This is a genomic window from Streptomyces sp. NPDC021212 (genome assembly GCF_044332925.1).
Classification (GTDB): Bacteria; Actinomycetota; Actinomycetes; order Streptomycetales; family Streptomycetaceae; genus Streptomyces.
This window is the reverse complement of the sequence record NZ_JBIRPZ010000017.1, coordinates 34,313-52,799: the sequence shown is the minus strand read 5'-3', so window position 1 is coordinate 52,799 and position 18,487 is coordinate 34,313. Positions and strand designations below refer to the sequence as shown.

4 protein-coding genes are annotated in these 18,487 nt (G+C 75.0%); 3 read left to right on the top strand and 1 reads right to left on the bottom strand.

Features of this window, described 5'->3' with window-relative positions:
* Positions 1-63 precede the first annotated feature (63 nt).
* Genes ACH4SI_RS35260 through ACH4SI_RS35250 form a run of 3 tightly spaced genes read left to right on the top strand, consistent with a single transcriptional unit; the run spans position 64 to position 8,560 of the window.
* Positions 64-1,599, top strand: coding sequence for a hypothetical protein (locus ACH4SI_RS35260; protein ID WP_398303103.1), 1,536 nt, complete (start codon positions 64-66; stop codon positions 1,597-1,599).
* A gap of 56 nt (positions 1,600-1,655) precedes the next feature.
* Complete coding sequence (locus ACH4SI_RS35255) at positions 1,656-2,549, top strand: hypothetical protein (protein WP_398303101.1); 894 nt, start codon at positions 1,656-1,658, stop codon at positions 2,547-2,549.
* Between the two features lie 47 nt (positions 2,550-2,596).
* Positions 2,597-8,560 (top strand): hypothetical protein, encoded by a 5,964-nt coding sequence (locus tag ACH4SI_RS35250; RefSeq protein ID WP_398303099.1) that lies wholly within the window; start codon positions 2,597-2,599, stop codon positions 8,558-8,560.
* Here ACH4SI_RS35250 and ACH4SI_RS35245 read toward each other — a convergent pair.
* Complete coding sequence (locus ACH4SI_RS35245; protein WP_398303097.1) at positions 8,557-18,105, bottom strand: Ig-like domain repeat protein; 9,549 nt, start codon at positions 18,103-18,105, stop codon at positions 8,557-8,559. The two genes, ACH4SI_RS35250 and ACH4SI_RS35245, sit on opposite strands and share 4 nt — an antisense overlap.
* Positions 18,106-18,487 lie beyond the last annotated feature (382 nt).

The following is an 18,487-nucleotide window of genomic DNA, read 5'->3' as shown; positions in this document are numbered from 1 at the left end:
CTGACATAGCGGGATCTCGTGCCGTTTCGTGCGTTGTCGGTGCGACCGCCTAATCTGTGCGACGTGACATCTCCACCCCCCGGGGCCACCACCGCGCCCCAGCTCAACGGCCATGACGGGGCAGCCCGCCCGGCGCCGGGACCGGCCGCCGACGAGGGCCTGGCCCGGCGGCTGCGCGCGCTCGCGTGCACCGCGCCGCTCCATGACCTGGACACCCGCAAGGCCAACCTCGCGGGGGAGTACGGGGTGTACGCGATGGCCGAGGTCGCCCTCGCCGCCATCGACCTGGTCACGCTCAACATGGACTTCGACACCGGCGCCGACCACGAACAGATAGTGGCCAGGCTGCTGCCCCGCGTCGGCGCCCAGGCCCCCGGGCGGCCCGCCGCCGAGCACGAGCGCGTCGCCCGCTGGGTGCTGGAGAACCTGATCAATGTCGGCAGCGTGGACCGCGGCTTCCGCGCCGTGTACGGCACGTTCGGCGCCGACGGCGCGTATGTCCGGCGCGACTACGACTTCAAGCTGATCGAGGAAGTGCCGGGGCCCGGCGGCAGCGTCTATCTGCGCACCACCGACGAGGCGGTCAACGTCCTGGTCGGCGCCCTCGACACGGACGTCACCAGCGCCCAGATCGCCGCCGAGGTCAAGCTGGAGGTCCTCATCAGCCGCGGTCGCCTCGCCGACGCCCAACTCGCCGCCGAGCAGGCCCGCTACCGCACCGTCCAGTACTCGGAGACGCTGCGCCGCACGCTGGACGCGACCCGGCGCAACGTCCGCGCGGTCGACTGGCTGCGCACCGTCCCCGAGATGATCAACGAAGCGCTGGACCACGTCGCCGACCGCTACCGCCACGAGAACGCGATCCTCACCAACATCCGCAAGGCGCGTGACGAGGCCGAGGGCGCCGAGCACAAGCGGCGCGCCGCCGAGCTGGTCGACATCGTCAAGGACTGCATCCGGCGCCACACCCAGCTCCAGTCCCGGCTGCTGGAGGCCGGGCCGCTGTTCCGCGCCGAGCAGGACCGCCAGGCGTTCGCCCCGCCCGCCGCGCGCGCCGGACTCGACCTGTACGGACAGCTCCTGGCCCCGGTCCTGCCGCTCCCCGTCGAGCAGGCGGGCCGGGTCACCGACGGGTTCTTCGCCCGCGGCACGGGGATGCGGACGCCCACCTCCGTCCGCGTCGGCGACCTGGTCGACATGCTCCTCACCCCGCCCGTCGAGCGCGAACACCTCGGCGCGGAGATGCCCGAGCCGGACCTCATCGCGACCCCCGACGACAGCCGCTTCAGCGAGGAGCAGCTCGCGGTCGCCATGGAGCTGCTCGACCTCCCCGCCGACGCCCCGCGCCGCCTCTCCGGCCTCCTCGCCGAAGCCCGCCGCCGCGACCCCGACCTGCCCTACCTGATCGCCCTCCTGGCCGTCCACGCGGCCAGTCCCCCGGTCGGCACCGCCTACCGCCAGGGTGAACAGCGGCTGCTGTTCGCCGTGGACGACGGCACCGAGCTGGAGGACCACGAGTTCGGCGGCGCCGACCTCATAGTGGGCACCGCCCTCCTGGACGCCGCGGGCATGGCGGCGGACCGGACGGAGGTGGCGTAGATGCGACCCCGACGCGCCGCAGACCGTGGACACGCCCCGCGCAAGGAGCTTCACCCGTGACCGAGTACGACGCCGCCGACGACGCGGCACAGCCAGAGCCGACCGCCGCGCCGGGTGGACCGGCGGGCGGGGTCACGCCCGCCGACGCGGCCGACGCGGCGCGGCTGGTGTCCTTCGGGCTGCAGCCCAAGCTGCTGCCCGCCCGGGACGTGGAGTACGCCGAGCTGCTGCGCCGCTACCGCGACGAACCGGCCTTCGCCCGCCTCGCCGACGCCGTCGCCGCCGGGCTCGGGCTGATCGTGCTGGAGGTGTCCGCCCGCGCCGGGATGGCCGTGACCGCCGCCGAGGATTCCGTCTTCGCCGTCCGCATGGGCGACTACGCCCGCCGCGCCGCCAGCGACTCCGCCGACCGCTTCCTGCACGGGCTCGCCCATCTCGCGGTCGCTGCCATGGCCTTTCCGCGCCCCGAGGACCTGGCCGACGACGGGTACATCGGCCGGGTCACCGTCAACGGCGTCGACGCCTTCGTACGGCAGGCCTGCACCCGCCTGGAGGAACGGGCCGAGGAGCAGGGCGAGAACACCGACCCGGCCACCGACGCGCCCGGACTGGAGGCCGCCTGGCGGGTGTACGCGCGGCGCAGCGCCACCGGGGCGACCAAGGACGCGCGCCGGCTGGCCGGTTCGACGACCGGCATCATCGGCAAGGCCGTCGCCTTCCTCGTCGATTCCGGTTTCCTCCAGCGCACCGGGGACGAGTCCGGCGGCACGTACCGCACCACCGCCCGCTACCAGCTCCAGGTGCGCGACATGGCGGCCGGTGCCGCCATGTCCGAGCTGCTGGCGCTCGGCGTCGTGCCGGTCGCCGACGGCAGCGCGACGCTGCTGCCGCCGCAGGAGGGCGATGACCTCGACCTCGTCGCCGACGCCGGTCTGCCCTTCCACTCCTGACCGTCACACCTCCTTCCGACCCCTTCCGACAACGAGAGTCCGCCGCCATGTACGAGCTGTCCCGGATCCGCCTCTACTCCATCGGGCCGGCCGGTGCGCGCTATGCCGACACCGTGCTGGACCTGCGCGGAGTCGGCGATCCGGTGCCCAGCCCCGCGCCGACCCAAGCGGAGTTCTTCGAGGACGAGCCGGTCGGCCCGCCGCGCCGCCCGGCCCCCGCCGGGGTGCTCTTCCTGGAGAACGGCGGCGGCAAGTCCGTCCTCCTCAAGCTGATCTTCTCGGTCATGCTGCCCGGCCACCGCAACACCCTCGGCGGCGCCAGCTCCGGGGTGCTGCGCAAGTTCCTGCTCGCCGACGACTGCGGGCATGTGGCCCTGGAGTGGCAGCACACGGTCACCGGCGAGTCGGTCGTGGTCGGCAAGGTCAGCGAGTGGCGCGGCCGCCAGGTCTCCAACGACCCGCGGAAGTTCGCCGAGGCGTGGTACTCCTTCCGCCCCGGCCCCGGGCTCAGCCTCGACTCGCTGCCGGTCGCCGAGGCCGCGGCGGTCCGCCCCGCCGGGGAAGGCGCCTCCACCGCCCGCGGCCGGCGCCGCACCATGAAGGGGTTCCGGGACGCCCTCACCGAGGCGGGCAAGGCGTACCCGCACCTGGACGTCGCCTGGGTGGAAATCCACGAGCGCTGGAACGAACACCTCGGCGAGCTGGGCCTCGATCCCGAACTCTTCCGCTACCAGCGCGAGATGAACGCCGACGAGGGCGAGGCGGCCGGGCTCTTCGCCGTCAAGAACGACTCCGACTTCACCGATCTGCTGCTGCGGGCCGTCACCGACACCCGCGACACCGACGGGCTCGCCGACCTCGTCCACGGCTTCGCGCACAAGCTCGGCCGCCGCGCCGAGCTGACCGCCGAGCGCGACTTCACGGCCGGTTCGCTGGACCTGCTCCAGCGCATCGCCGACGCCGCCGAGCGCCGCGAGCAGGCGCGCGGAGTGCACGCGGGCGCCGAGCGCCGCACCCGTACGCTCGCCCGGCGGCTCTCCGCGCGCGGCGCCGAGGAGCGGGGCCGCGCCGGCGAACTCGCCCAGCAGGTCGCCGCCGCCGCGCACGCCGTCACCGAGGCGGAGACCGCGCGTGGACGCAGCGACCTGGTGGCCGCCGAACTCGCCTACCGCCACGCCTCACTGGCCCTCGCCGCCGCCGAGAAGGGCGCCGCCGCCCAGCGCCGCGAGCTCAACGACGCCCGCACCCTGCACTCCGCCTGGCAGGCCGCCGAGACGGTGCTCCGCCACCGCGCCGCCGCCGACCGCTCCGCGCGCGTGGCCGCCGCCATCCGCGAGGCCGAGCGGGACGCGGCCCCCGCGCTCGCCGCCCGCGCCAAGGCCGCCGCCGACCTCGTACGCGCCCTCCACGCGGCGGCGGAGGACGGCGAACGGCACGCCAACGAGGAGGAGGAGCGCTCCGCCGCCCTCCAGGAGACCGGCGAGGCCGCCCACCGCGACGCCACCTCAGCCGCCACCGCCGCGCAGCGCGCCCGCAGCGACGCCGAGCACCTGCGGCAGCGGCTCGCCGAGGTCGAGCAGGAGACCGCCGAGGCCGTGCGCGCCGGATGGCTCGACGACTCCGCCCCCGACGCCGACCCGGCCCGGGCCGCGCTCGCCGCCAGCGATGCCGAGAAGACGACCGCCGCGGCCTGGGAGGCCGCCCGCGAGACGGCCGACCGCACCGCCGACCACGCGAGGGCGTCCGCCGCCGAGCAGGCCCGCGCCGAACTGGCCGCCGCCCGCGCGGTCGACGCGGCGCGGGCGGCGGAGTCGGCGTACGACGCGGAGCGGCGCGCCGCCGAGGCGCTCGGCGCCGAGCCGCGCCTCATCGAGCTGCTGGGCCTCCCCCAGCCCGCCCCCACGATCCCCGCCGCCCGCTCCTCCGCGGCCGAGTCGTCCCGTACGGGCTGGATCACCGTCCGGGTGGACGACGACCCGGACGCGGACGACATGCTGGGCCTGTCCCAACTCCCCGCCGCCTTCCGCGCGGACCCCACCACCGGCACGCACGACGGGCACGCCGCGGACCCCGACCACACGTACGCCCCCGACGAGGCCCACGGCACCGCAGCGCGGGGCCCACGCGCGGACGACGACGAGGAGCGTCCGGACACGCCCGAAGACGGCACCCCGCGCGCCGCGTCCGGGCCCGGCGACGCCGAAGCCCGCCCCGGCCGCACCCACGCGGCCGACTCACGCCCCCAGGGCCGGGTGACGGTCCGCGTCGAGGCCCCGGAGGACGGAGGCGGCGCCCCCGCCGCCGCGAAGGAGCGGCCGCAGACCGGCGCCGGGGACGGTGCCATGCCGCCGTCGGCCGAGCGCGGCGCCCGCGACACCGGCGCGCCGCCCGCCGCCGGGTCCCGCCCGGCGGGCCGGAACACACCCTGCGCGGAGGAGCAGCGCCCGCAGTGCAGCGCCGTGAGCACCGGCACCGGCCGTACGCGGGCCGGCGGCGCTGCGGACGAGAGCGGCGTGGCGTCGTCGGCCGGTGCGCAGTGCCCGGCCTCACCCGCTGCGGGCCACGGCGCCGCCCCAGATGGCGGGGGCGCGGTGGCCGCCGTTGGCGTGGCAGAGGACCGGCGCTCGGGCAAGCCCGCGGCGGCGGAGCAGTCGGGCGAGGGCGGTGCGTCCGCCGCCGAGCCACAGCCGACGGGCCGGGGCGCGGCCCGAGCCGGGGAGGAGCGGCCGCAGACCGGCGAAGCGGACGAGACCGCCGTATCGGGCGCTGCGCACGGCGCCCGCGGCAACGTGGCCGCCGTGCGCGTGTACGCGGCCGATTCGCCGCCGCCCGGGCGGGTGACGGCCCGGGTCGGGGACGACGGGGACGGTGACGACCGGGCTTCCGCCGACGCGGACGGCGGCGCCGGGCCCGTGCCCGAGCAGGCGCTGGACTCCGGGCAGCCGCATCCGGCGGCCGACGCGTCCGGGGATGCCGCCGAGGGCGGCAACGATGCCGCGTCCGCCGCGCCCGCCGCGGCCGATTCGGCCAGTGCGTCCGCCGACGCCGCGCCTGTGTCCGAGCAGCCTGACGGGAGCGGGATCGCGGACGGCAGCGCCGTGCCGGAGCCCGGGCAGGCGCATGCTGCCGACGACGAGCAGGACTGCTGGGCCCCCGAGGTCGGCGACGGTGACACGCCCGCGGCGGGCGACTCGGCCGGCGCGTCCGGCAACGACACCGCCGCACCTGCTGCCGCCCCCGCGCCGCGGCAGCGGCCCGTCGGGGACGGGCCGTTGAGCGCCGAGGAGCTGGATCGGAACGTCGACGCGCTGCGGGAGCTGCTGGAGGAGAGCGTGGCCTCCGCCGAGCGGCAGCTGTTCGACCTGCGGACCGCCGCCGCCGAGGACTCGCGCATTCTCGCCGCGCTCGGCGACGGCGGGCTGCTGCCGCCCAGCCCCGACGTGCTGGCCGCCGTCGAGTACCTGGGCGAGCACGGCATCCCCGCCCTGCCCGGCTGGCGTTATCTGGCCCAGGCCGTCGACCCCGTCGACCACGCGGCCGTGCTCGCGGCCCGCCCCGAGCTGGTGGACGGCGTCGTCATCACGGACCCCGACACCCACGCCCGCGCCCGCGCGGTGCTGGGGCAGGCGTCGCTGCTGCCGCGTTCGGCCGTCGCGGTCGGGACGGCTGCCGCGCTGCTGGCGCCGACGCCCGCGCCCGACGCGGCCGAGGAGAGCGGGGTGTTCCTCGTCCCGCCGAACCCGGCGATGCACGACGAGCGCGCCGCGGACGACGAGCGGCGCGGGCTGCGCGGCCGGGCCGCGGCCCGGGACGAGGAGATCCGGGCGCTGGCCGCCCGGCTGTCCGGGGACCGGGCGCTGGCGGCCCGGCTGTCGTCGTGGCGCGGCGGCTGCCCGGCCGGGCGGCTCGCCGAGCTGGCGACCGCCGCCGAAGGCGCCGCGGAGGCGGCCGAGACGGCGCAGCGGGAGCTGACGGAGGCGCGTACGGCCCGGGCCGAGGCGGACGAGGCCGCCACCGAGGCGGCCCGGGTGCGGGACGAGCGGCAGGAGGCCGCGCAGCGGGCCCGCCGGGTGGCGGACGCGCTGGCGGGGCTGGCGTACCGGCTGCGCGAACGGGCCAACTGGCAGACCCGGCTGCGCGAACTCGCCGACGAGGCGGCCGAGGCCGAGGAGCGGGCCGCCGCCTGCGTGGACCGGGCGCGCGCCGCAGACGAGGACCGGCGCGCGGCCCAGCGCGCGGCCGACGACGCGCACCGCACCGCGCGCGCCCTGCGCGCCGAGCGGGCGGAGATCGCCGGGGCGCCCGACGACCTGGGCGACGACACCGAGCCGCCCACCGCGTCGCTGCCCGCGCTCCGCGAGGCGTACCGCGCGGCCTCCCAGGTCTACGAGAAGGTCGGCGTCGGCGCCGACCTGCGCGCCGAACAGGCCCGCGCGGAGAGCGACGAGAGCGCGGCGCTCGCCAGCCTCGACCGGCTCACCAACAAGGTCCGCACCCGCGCCGCCCAGCTCCTGGAGGGCACCGACGGCGCGGACGGCCCGTCCCGGCAGGCCGCGGCGGCCCGCGCCGAGTCGCTCGTCCAGATGCTGGAGACCCGCGCGTCGGCGGCCAGCGAGCAGCTCGGACGGCTGCGCGGCGAGGCCGAGCGGCTGGCCCCGGCAGACGGCGACGCGCACACCGCACTGCCGGAGGAGACGGTTCCGGCCGATGCGGAGCAGGCGAAGGAGCTGCTGCGCACGGCCAACGCCGAACTGGCCGCCCGGACGGACGCGCTGGACACCGCCCGCACCGCCCACGCCGACCTGCTGCGCTCCCACCGCTCCGCGGAGGACGCGGCGGGCGGCTTCGACGAGACGGCCGCCCTGCTGCGGGACCTGCTGCGCGAGGGCCCGGGCGCCGAGGACGACGGCGAGCGCCCCGACGCGTACGCGGGCGGCCTGGCCGAGGCCCGGCAGGCGGCCACCGAGGCCCGCCGCTCGCTGCGCGGCTGCGCGGCCGATCTGTCGGGCGCCGAGTCGGCGGTCCGGGAGGCGAGCGACGTCCTCGTACGGCACGCCAACTCCACCCGCTACGAGCAGGTCCGCACCCCCGCCCGCCAGCAGATCCGCGAACTGCCGGCGGCCGCGCTGCCCGAGCACGCCGCCGCCTGGGCCGACGCGTTCGCGCCCCGGCTGCGGGTGCTGACCGACGAGCTGGAGCAGCTCGAGCGCAACCGCGACTCCATCGTCGACCGGCTGCGCGGCCTGGTCGAGTCCTGCCTGGCCACGCTCCGTTCGGCGCAGCGGCTCTCCCGGCTGCCGGAGGGTCTTGGCGAGTGGTCGGGGCAGGAGTTCCTGCGGATCCGGTTCGACGACCCGGACCAGGCGACGCTCACGGAGCGGCTGGGCGAGGTCATCGACGAGGCGACCCGCTCGGCGGTGAAGAAGAATTCCGACCTGCGCCGGGACGGCATGTCCCTGCTGCTGCGCGGCGTCTCGGCGGCGCTCCAGCCACGCGGGGTGGCCGTGGAGATCCTGAAGCCGGACGCGGTGCTGCGCGCGGAGCGGGTGCCGGTGGGGCAGATGGGCGACGTCTTCTCCGGCGGCCAGCTGCTGACCGCCGCCATCGCCCTGTACTGCACGATGGCCGCGCTGCGCAGCAACGACCGGGGCCGCGACAAGCACCGCCACGCGGGCACGCTGTTCCTCGACAACCCGATCGGCCGTGCCAACGCGACGTATCTGCTGGAGCTCCAGCGGGCGGTCGCGGACGCGCTGGGCGTCCAGCTGCTCTACACGACGGGGCTGTTCGACACGACGGCGCTGGCCGAGTTCCCGCTGGTGATCCGGCTGCGGAACGACGCGGACCTGCGGGCCGGGCTCAAGTACATCAGCGTCGAGGAGCATCTGCGGCCCGGCCTGCCGGCGCAGGACCCGGAAGGGGAGCAGGTGCACGGCCAGATCACGGCGACACGGATGTACAAGCGGCCCGAGGGGGACGCGCCGGCCCAGGCCACCGGCCCGGCAGACTAGAGGGTCCCGCCCGGCGTCGTCACGACCTGGGTCGTGGTTCCGGCGGAGGGCGCGTAGTTGACGGACCCGTTGTAGTTGGCGGTGACGGTGTACGTACCCTTCGGCAACGGGTTGAACGTCGCGGAGGCCGTGCCGTTCACGAGGGTCACCGTCTGCGGGGTGCGCCCCGGGATGGCCAGGGTGACGGTCCCGGTGGGCGTCCCCGTACCGGGGGCGACGGGGGCCACGGTCGCGGTGACGGTCACCGGGTCGCCCGTCGTCGACGGGTTCGGTGTGGATACCACGGCTGTGGTGGTGGCCGCCCTGCTCAGCGTCTGGGTGTCGGTGCCGCTGGAGCCGGCGTAGCTGTTGTCTCCGCCGTAGGTGGCGGTGATGGTGAACGGGCTCCCCGTGGTCGTGGTGTAGGTGTGGGTGACGATGGCGACACCGCCGGACAGCGTGGCCACGGCGGAGTTGGTCCCGTCGCCGAAGGCGAAGGTGACCGTCCCGGTCGGCGTGCCGGAGCCGGAGGAGACGGTCGCGCTGATGGTCACCGATTGGCCGACCACCGACGGATCGGGGGTCGATGTGACCGTGGTGGTGGTCGTGTTCTTGTTGAGGGTCTGGGTGTCGGTGCCGCTGGAGGTGGTGAAGTTGGTGTCGCCGTTGTAGGTGGCGGTGATGGCGAAGGGGCTGCCGGTTCTGGTGGTGTAGGGGTGGGTGACGGTGGCGATGCCGCCGGTCAGGGTGGCGGTGGCGGCGGTGGTGCCGTCGCCGAAGGCGAAGGTGACGGTGCCGGTCGGCACTCCGGCACCCGGCGAGACCGGTGCCACGGTCGCCGTGAACGTCACCGACTGCCCGACCGACGAGGGGTCGGGGGAGGAGACCACGGCGGTGGTGGTGGTGGCCTTGTTCACGGTCTGGGTGTCGGTGCCGCTGGAGGTGGTGAAGTTGGTGTCGCCGTTGTAGGTGGCGGTGATGGCGAAGGGGCTGCCGGTTCTGGTGGTGTAGGGGTGGGTGACGGTGGCGATGCCGCCGGACAGCGTGGCGGTGGCGGCGGTGGTGCCGTCGCCGAAGGCGAAGGTGACGGTCCCGGTCGGGACACCCGACCCGGGGGCGACCGAGGAGACCGTGGCGGTGAGGGTCACCGGCTGGCCGACCACCGAGGGGTCGGGGGAGGACGCCACGGAGGTACTGGTGGCGGCCTTGTTCACGGTCTGGGTGTCGGTGCCGCTGGAGGTGGTGAAGTTGGAGTCCCCGTTGTAGGTGGCCGTGACGGACAAGGGGCTGCCGGACGTCCCGCCGAAGACATGGGTCACGGTCGCGACGCCGCCGGAGAGGGTGCCGGACGCCGATCCCGTCCCGTCCCCGAAGCTGAAGGTGACGGTGCCGGTCGGGGTGCCGGATCCGGGGGCGACGGAGGAGACCGTGGCGGTGAGCGCCACCGGCTGTCCCGCGACCGACGGATCGGGTGAGGTGACCACGGCGGTGGTGGTGGCGGCTTTGTTCACGGTCTGGGTGTCGGTGCCGCTCGACGAGGCGTAGCCGGTGTTCCCGTTGTAGGTGGCGGTGATGGGGTACGACGTGCCGGACGTGGCGGCGTACGCGTGGGAGACGGTCGCCACCCCGCCGGACAGGGGCGCCGTGACCGGCGACGTGCCGTCGCCGAACGTGAAGGTGACGGTCCCGGCCGGGGTCCCCGAGCCCGGTGCGACGGAGGCCACGGTGGCCGTGATGGTGGTGGACTGGCCCACCACAGTGGGGTCGGGGGAGGAGACCACGGCGGTGGTGGTGGCCGCCCTGTTCACGGTCTGGGCGTCGGTGCCGCTGGACGCGGCGTAGTCGGTGCCCCCGTTGTAGCTGCCCGTGATGGTGTACGGGCTGCCCGCTGTCCCGGTGTAGGTGTGCGTGACCGTCGCCAGCCCGTTGCTGACGGGGGCGGTGACCGTGGCGGTGCCGTCGCCGAAGTCGAAGGTGAGGGTGCCGGTCGGGGTGCCGGATCCGGGGGCGACGGAGGAGACCGTGGCGGTGAGGGTCACCGGCTGGCCGACCACCGAGGGGTCGGGGGAGGAGACGACGGCGGTGGTGGTTGCGGCTTTGTTCACGGTCTGGGTGTCGGTACCGCTGGACGACCCGAAGCTTGCGTCCCCGTTGTACGTCGCGGTCACCGTGTACGGACCGGCCGCGCTCGGGTACGTATGGGTGATCCTGGCGATGCCGCCGGAGACCGCCGCCGACGTGGCCGGGGTGCCGTCCCCGAAGTCGAAGGTGACGGTGCCGGTCGGCACTCCGGCGCCAGGGGCGACCGCTGCCACGGTCGCGGTGAACGTCACCGGCTGGCCGGCCACCGACGGATCCGGGGAGGAGACCGTCGTCGTGGTGGTCTGCGCCGGGCCGACCGTATGGGTGTCCGCGCCGGACGAGGAACTGAAGTTGGCGTCGCCGCTGTAGGTGGCGGTGACCGTGTACGGGCTGCCCGTCGCGCTCGCGTACGCGTGGGTGGCTGTCGCCACGCCGCCGGAGAGCCGCGCGGTGAGGGGCGCCGTGCCGTCGCCGAAGTGGAAGGTGACGGTGCCGGTCGGCACCCCGGGTCCGGGCGGGTTCGGTGCCACGGTCGCGGTGAAGGTCACCGGCTGGCCGGTGACCGAGGGATCCGGGGAGGAGGCGACCGTGGTCGACGTGGTGGTGGCGCTGGGCGACACCGTGTGGAGATCGGTCGCGGTGGAGGTGCCGAAGTCGGCGTCTCCGCTGTAGGTGGCGGTGGCCGTGTAGGGGCTGCCCGCCGCGCTCGCGTACACGTGGGTGATGACCGCGACCCCTCCGGAGACCGGTGCCGTGACGGTGGGCGTGCCGTCGCCGAAGTCGAAGGTGACGGTCCCGGTGGGGGCGCCCGCGCCGGGAGCGGCGGCCGACACCCGGGCGGTGAAGGTGACCGACTGCCCGTCCACGGACGGATCCGGGGAGGAGACCAGGGTCAGCCTGGTGGAGGCGGGGGCGACGGTGTGGGTGCCGGTGCCGGTGGATGTGGTGAAGTCCGGGTCCCCGTGGTAGCCGGCCGTGATGGTGTACGGGCCGCCGGAGGTGCTCGCCCAGGTGTGGATGACGGCCGCCGCGCCCGCGGTGACCGTGGCGGTGACCGCGGGGGTGCCGTCGCCGAAGTCGAAGGTCACCGTCCCCGTCGGGGTACCGGCTCCCGGTGCGACGGCCGAGACGGTGGCGGTGACGGTCACGGGCTGCCCCGTCACCGACGGGTCGGGTGAGGTGACCACGGTGGTGGTGGTCGCGGCGGGGCCGACGGTCTGGGTGTCGGTGCCCGTGGAGGCGGTGAACCCCGCGTCCCCGCTGTAGGTGGCGGTGATCGCGTACGGGCTGCCCGAGGTGTCGGCCCAGACGTGGGTGTGGGTGGCGCCGCCGCCCACCAGGGGCGCCGTGACCGGGGGAGTGCCGTCCCCGAAGGTGAGGACGACGGTGCCCGTCGGGGTGCCGGCTCCCGGGGCCGCCGCCGTGACGGTGGCGGTGACGGTCACCGGTCCGCCCGCGACCGAGGGATCGGGCGACGAGCTGACCACCGTCGTCGACGACGCGGGCTCCACCGTGTGGTTGTCGGTCCCCACGGATCCGATGAAGTCGCCGTCGCCGCTGTAGGTGCTGGTCACCGTGAACGGGCTGCCCGCCGCGGTGGCGTAGGCGTGGGTGGCCGTGGCCGTGCCGTCCGTCACCGATACGACGACCGGTGCGCTGCCGTCGCCGAAGTCGTACGTCACCGTGCCGGTCGGCGCACCGTCCCCCGGGGCGTCCGGCACCACCTGGGCGATGAACGTCACCGGCCGGCCCGTCACCGAAGGCTCCGGCAGTCCGCCGACGGTGGTGGTGGTCGCGGCCCGGCCGACGGTGTGGGTGTCCGTACCCACGGAGGCGGTGAAGTCCGCCTCGCCGTTGTAGGTGGCCGTGATGGCGTACGGGCTGCCGGTCGCCGTGGCGTAGGTGTGGGTGGCGGTGGTCGTGCCGCCGCTCAGGGATTCGGTGACGGTGGGCGTCCCGTCGCCGAAGTCGAAGGTGACCGTGCCGTCCGGGGTTCCTGACCCCGGCGCGATCGGGAGGACCGTGGCGGTGACGGTGACCGGCTGGCCCACCACCGAGGGATCGGGTGAGGAGACCACGGTGGTGGTGTCCGCGGCCGCGGCGACGGTGTGGGTGTCGGTGCCGGTGGAGGCGGTGAAGTCGGCGTCGCCGCCGTAGTCGGCCGTGATGGCGTACGGGCTCCCCGAGGTGTCGTTCCAGATGTGCGTGGCCGTCGCCACCCCGGCCGCCAGCGGCACCGTGACGGGGGCCGTGCCGTCGTCGAAGCCGAAGGTGACGGTCCCGGTCGGGGTCCCGGCTCCCGGGGCGGCGGCCGAGACGGTGGCGGTGACCGTGACCGGCTGGCCCGCCACCGAGGGATCGGGCGAGGAGGACACCGCGGTCGTGGTCGGGGCCTGGACCACGGTCTGCGTGGTGGTGGCGCTGGAACCGGTGAAGTCCACGTCACCGCCGTAGGCGACGGTGACCGGGTACGGGCTGCCGGACGTACCGGCGTAGGTGTGGCCGACCGTCGCCACCCCGGCGACGACCGGCACCGCGGCCGGGGTCGTGCCGTCGCCGAAGTCGAACGTCACCGTGCCCGTCGGCGAGCCTCCGCCCGGCGCCACCGGGGCCACGGCCGCCGTGAAGGTGACCGGCCGGCCGGTGACGGACGGATCCGGCGCGGAAGCCACCGTCGTGGTGGTCGCGGCCTGCACGACCGTCTGGGCCTCGGTGCCCACCGACGCGGTGAAGTCGGCGCTGCCGCTGTAGGTGGCGGTGACCGTGAAGGGGTCGCCGAGGGAGGTGGCGTACAGATGCGTGAGGATGACCGCCCCACCGGTCAGGGGCGCCGTGGTGGGTGCCGTACCGTCGCCGAAGTCGACGGTGACGGTACCGGTGGGCACCCCGGCGCCCGGCGGCACCGGCGCCACCGTCGCGGTGACCGTCACCGGCTCGCCCACCACCGACGGGTCCGGCGCGGCGGTCACCGTGGTGGTGGTCGCGGCCTGGTGCACGGTGTGGGGATCGGTGCCCGCCGACGCGGTGAAGTCGGGGCCGCCGCTGTAGGCGGCCGTGACGGTGTAGGGGCTGCCGGCCGTGCCGGTGTAGGCGTGCGTGACCGTCGCCAGTCCGCCCACGGCGTCGGCGGTGACGGTCGGGGTGCCGTCGCCGAAGTCGAAGACGACCGTGCCGAGCGGAGTGCCCGTCGCCGGGGAAACGGTCGCGACACCGGCGATGAAGGTCACGGGTCCGCCGACCGTGGACGGGTCCGGCCGCGAGAAGAGAGTGGTGGAAGTGTCCGCCGGGTTCACGCTCTGGCTGTCGGTGTCCGTGGAACCGCTGAAGCTCGCGTCCCCGTTGTACGTGGCGGTCACGGTGTACGGGCTGCCCGCCGTGTGCGCGTACGCGTGGACGGCGGTCGCGACCCCTGCGGCGAGGGGCGCGACGACCGGTGCGGTGCCGTCGCCGAAGTCGAGGGTGACGGTGCCGGTCGGGGTGCCGGCGCCCGCGTCCACCGGTGCGACGGTCGCGGTGACGGTGACCGGTTCGCCGGTCATGGAGGGATCCGGCGTGGTGGTCACCGTCGTCGTGGACGTGGCCAGGGTGACCGTCTGGCTGTCGAGTCCCGCCGAGCCGGAGAAGTCGACGTCACCGCTGTAGACGGCGGTGATCGAGTAGGGGCTGCCGGCCACGCCGGTGTACGTGTGGGCCGCCGTCGCCGTACCGCCCGACAGGGTCGCGGCGACGGGCGCGGTGCCGTCGCCGAACTCGAAGGTGACGGTCCCGGTCGGGGTGCCCGAGGCGGGCGGCACGGCCGCGACGGTCGCGGTGACCGTCACCTCTTCGCCGACGACGGACGGGTCCGGCGCGGAGCCGACCGTGGTCGAGGTGGCCGAGACGCTCATCTCCACGCGCTGCGCGGTGGTTCCGGTGGAGGCGGCGAAGTCGGGGTCGCCGCTGTAGGCGGCGGTGACGGTGTACGGGCTGCCCGCGGTGCCGGTGTACGCGTGCGTCACCATGGCCAGGTTGCCCGAGACCGGCGCGGTGGCGGTCGGCGTGCCGTCGCCGAAGTCGAAGGTGACGGTGCCGGTCGGGTTGCCCGCGCCCGGCGGCACCGGGGTTACGCGCGCGATCAGGGTCACCGTCTGGCCCACCGCCGAGGGCTCCGCCGTCGAGGTCACCGTGGTGGTGGTCGCGGCCGGTGCGACGGTGTGGACGATGGTGTCCTCGGACGGGTCGAAGTCGGAGTCGCCGCTGTACTCGGCGGTGATGGTGTACGGGCTGCCCGCCGCGCTGGCGTACGCGTGGGTCACGGTCGCCGAGCCCGCCACGAGTTGCGCGGTGACGATCGGGGAGCCGTCGCCGAAGTCGAACGTGGCGGACCCGGTGGGGATGCCGGACGCGGGTGCGTCGGGCGTCACGGTGACCGTCACCGTCTCGCCCGTCACCGACGGGTCGGGCGCGGCGGAGACCGTGGTGGTGGTCGCGGCCGGCTCGACGCTGTGGACGTCGGTGCCCACGGACGTCAGGAAGTTGGCGTCTCCGCTGTAGGTGACGGTGACCTGGTACGGGAGGAGCGCCGCGTGGGCGTAGGCGTGGGGGACGTCGACGGTGCCGCCCGTGAGCGATGCGGTGACGGGCGTGGTGCCGTCGCCGAAGTCGAAGATGACCGTGCCGGTGGGGGTGCCGGAGGCGGGCGGCACGGCCGCGACGGTCGCGGTGAAGGTGACCGTCTGGCCTGTCACCGAGGGGGACGGCGTGCAGGTCACCACCGTCGTCGACACCCCCTGCACGACGTCGTGGGTGTCCGCGCCGACCGAGGCGTTGAAGTTGGCGTCGCCGCTGTAGGTGGCCGCGACGGTGTACGGGCTGTCCGCCACCTCCGGATTGGTGTGGCCGACCGTCGCCGTACCGCCCACGACGGGCACCGTGACGGGTGTGGGGGTGTCGCTGAACGCGAAGGTCACGGTCCCCGTCGGCGCGCCGGACGCAGGGGCGTCGGGGATGACCTGCGCCACGAACGTCGTCGACTGCCCCACCCTGGACGGGTCGGGGGTGGAGGTGACGGCGGTGGTGGTGTCGGCTGCCTGGACGGTGTGGGTGTCGGTGCCGCTGGAGGTGGTGAAGTTGGTGTCGCCGTTGTAGGTGGCGGTGACCGTGTACGGGCTGCCGGTGGTGCCGGTGTAGGTGTGGGTGGTGTTCGTGGCGCCGCCGGTGAGGTGTGCGGTGACGGTGGGGGTGCCGTCGCCGAAGTCGAGGGTGACGGTGCCGGTGGGGGTGCCCGCGCCGGGTGGTACGGCCGTGACGGTGGCGGTGAAGGTGGCGGGTTCGCCGACCACGGACGGATCGGGCGCGGAGGTGACGGCGGTGGTGGTGTCGGCTGCCTGGACGGTGTGGGTGTCGGTGCCGCTGGAGGTGGTGAAGTCGGCGTCGCCGCTGTAGGTGGCGATGACCGCGTAGGGACTGCCGACGGTGTCCGTGAAGGTGTGCGTGGCCGTCGCCACACCGGCCGTCAGTGGCACGGTGACGGGGGTCGTGCCGTCGTCGAAGTCGAGGGTGACGGTGCCGGTGGGGGTGCCCGCGCCGGGTGGTACGGCCGTGACGGTGGCGGTGAAGGTGGCCGGTTCGCCCACCGCGGACGGGTCGGGCGCGGAGGTCACGGTGGTCGTCGTCAGGGACGGCCCCACCACCTGGCTGCCCGTCCCCGCGGAGGTGGTGAAGTTGGTGTCGCCGTTGTAGGTGGCGGTGACCGTGTACGGGCTGCCGGTGGTGTCCGTGTAGGTGTGGGTGGTGTTCGTGGCGCCGCCGGTGAGGGGCGTGGTGACGGTGGGGGTGCCGTCGCCGAAGTCGAGGGTGACGGTCCCGGTGGGGGTGCCCGCGCCGGGCGGCACGGCCGTGACCGTCGCCGAGACGGCCACCGGCTGTCCCACCACCGAGGGATTCGGCGTGAGGCTCACCGCGGTGGCGGTGGCGGCCTGTTGGACGGTCTGGTTGTCAGTCCCCGTGGAAGCGGTGAAGTCGGTGTCGCCGCTGTAAGTGGCGGTGATGGTGTACGGGCTTCCGCCGGTGTCCGGATAGGTGTGGGTCACGGTCGCACCGGCGCCCGACAGCGGCAGCGTGGCCGGGGGAGTTCCGTCGCCGAAGTCGAACGTCACGGTGCCGGTCGGCGCACCGGCCCCCGGTGCCACCGGCAGGACGAGGGCGACGACGGTGACCGGCTGCCCGGCCAGGGACGGGTCGGGCGAGGCGGTCACCGTGGTGGTGGTGTCGGCCTGCCGGACGGTCTGGGTGTCCGTCCCGCTGGAGGCAGTGAAGAGGGTGTCGCCGCCGTAGGTGGCGGTGACGGTGTACGGGGTGCCGGACGGGTCGGCGTAGGCGTGGTCGGCCGTGGCCGTGCCGCCGGTGAGCCGAGCCGTCACGGCGGGCGTGCCGTCGCCGAAGTCGAAGGTGACGGTGCCGGTCGGGGTGCCCGAGCCCGGCGGCACCGGTGTCACGGTGGCGGTGAAGGTCACCGGCTGGCCGACCACGGAGGGGTCGGGTGCCGAGGTGACCGTCGTTCCCGTGGACGCCTGGTAGCCGAAGACGCCGGGGACCGTGACGGTGCCCCCGGGGGTGGTGAGGGTGAGGTCGGCGGGCCCTGCGGTGCCCGGCGGCGTCACCACGACGAGCAGGGTGTCGGAGAACGCGCGGAAGGACGCCGCGGGGGCGCCGCCGACCGTGACGGCGGTGACGCGGGAGAGTGCGGTGCCGGTCACGAGGACCGTGGTACCGCCCGCGATCGGGCCCGTTGCCGGGGAGACACCGGTGACGGTGGGCACGGCCACGTAGGTGTAGAGCAGCCGGTTGCTGAGTCCGCCGGTCGTGGTGACCCAGACCGGGACGGTGCCCGGCCCCACGGCCGGCGGAGCGGCCACGATGAGTTGCTGGTCGGAGACGGCGGTGGGGTGTGCGGCGGCGGCGCCGAAGTTCACCAGCAGCGCCGTGGAGAGGTTGGCGCCGCCGAGCTCGACGATGTTGCCGCCGCCGATCGGGCCGGCGGCGGGAAGGATGGTGCGCAGAGTGGGCCAGCGGATGTAGAAGAAGTAGCCGATGCGGGCGGTGCCGCCGGGGGTGGTGACGGTGACCGGCACCGCCCCGTTCCCTGCGGGGGTCACGGCCATGATGGTCGCGTCGTCCAGCACGGCGAAGCCGACCGCCGGACGGAGACCGAAGCGCACGTCCGTGGCGCCGGTGAAGTGGTGGCCGATGAGGGTCACCACGGTGCCGCCGGTGTACGGGCCCTGGTCGGGGAAGACGCCGGAGAAGCGGTTGAGGAGGTCCAGTTCGCCGAAGGGCGCGGCCGCGACCACACCGGTGGGGATCGCCAGACGGACTGAGAGACCCGGCGCCCCGAGCCCGGCCATGCGGACGACGCGGCGGGTCACCGGGTCGATGACCGCGACGCGCTTCCCGTAGCGGTCGGTGAGGACGATGAGCCCGCCCGGGTCATACGGAATCAGCATGACGGCGCCTTCCACTCCTCCGGGAAGGATGGGCGGCCCGCCGGAATCCGAGGGATCCAGTAACCCATTCCGGTGAGGCGAAGACAACGCCGCCCACCGTGCATCACCCGAACGGCGGAGCGCGGAGGGAGCGGCGCCACGGCCGGTCCGCCGCCCCCTCCGCGCTCCGCCCGCCCCCGGTCAGACCTTCGTCGGCGTCGAGGTCATGGTGTCCACCGCCGCGTGCTCGGCCAGCACGCCCGTACGGTGGCGCTGGACGAACCCGTAGTAGGCGAAGCCGCCGAGCGCGACCGTCCCCACGAAGAGGTGTGGAAGCTGCCAAGGGTTCTCTTCAGTTCGGGGCGGTAGCCGAACTCGGTGAGTTCGGCGTCATCCTGCGAAG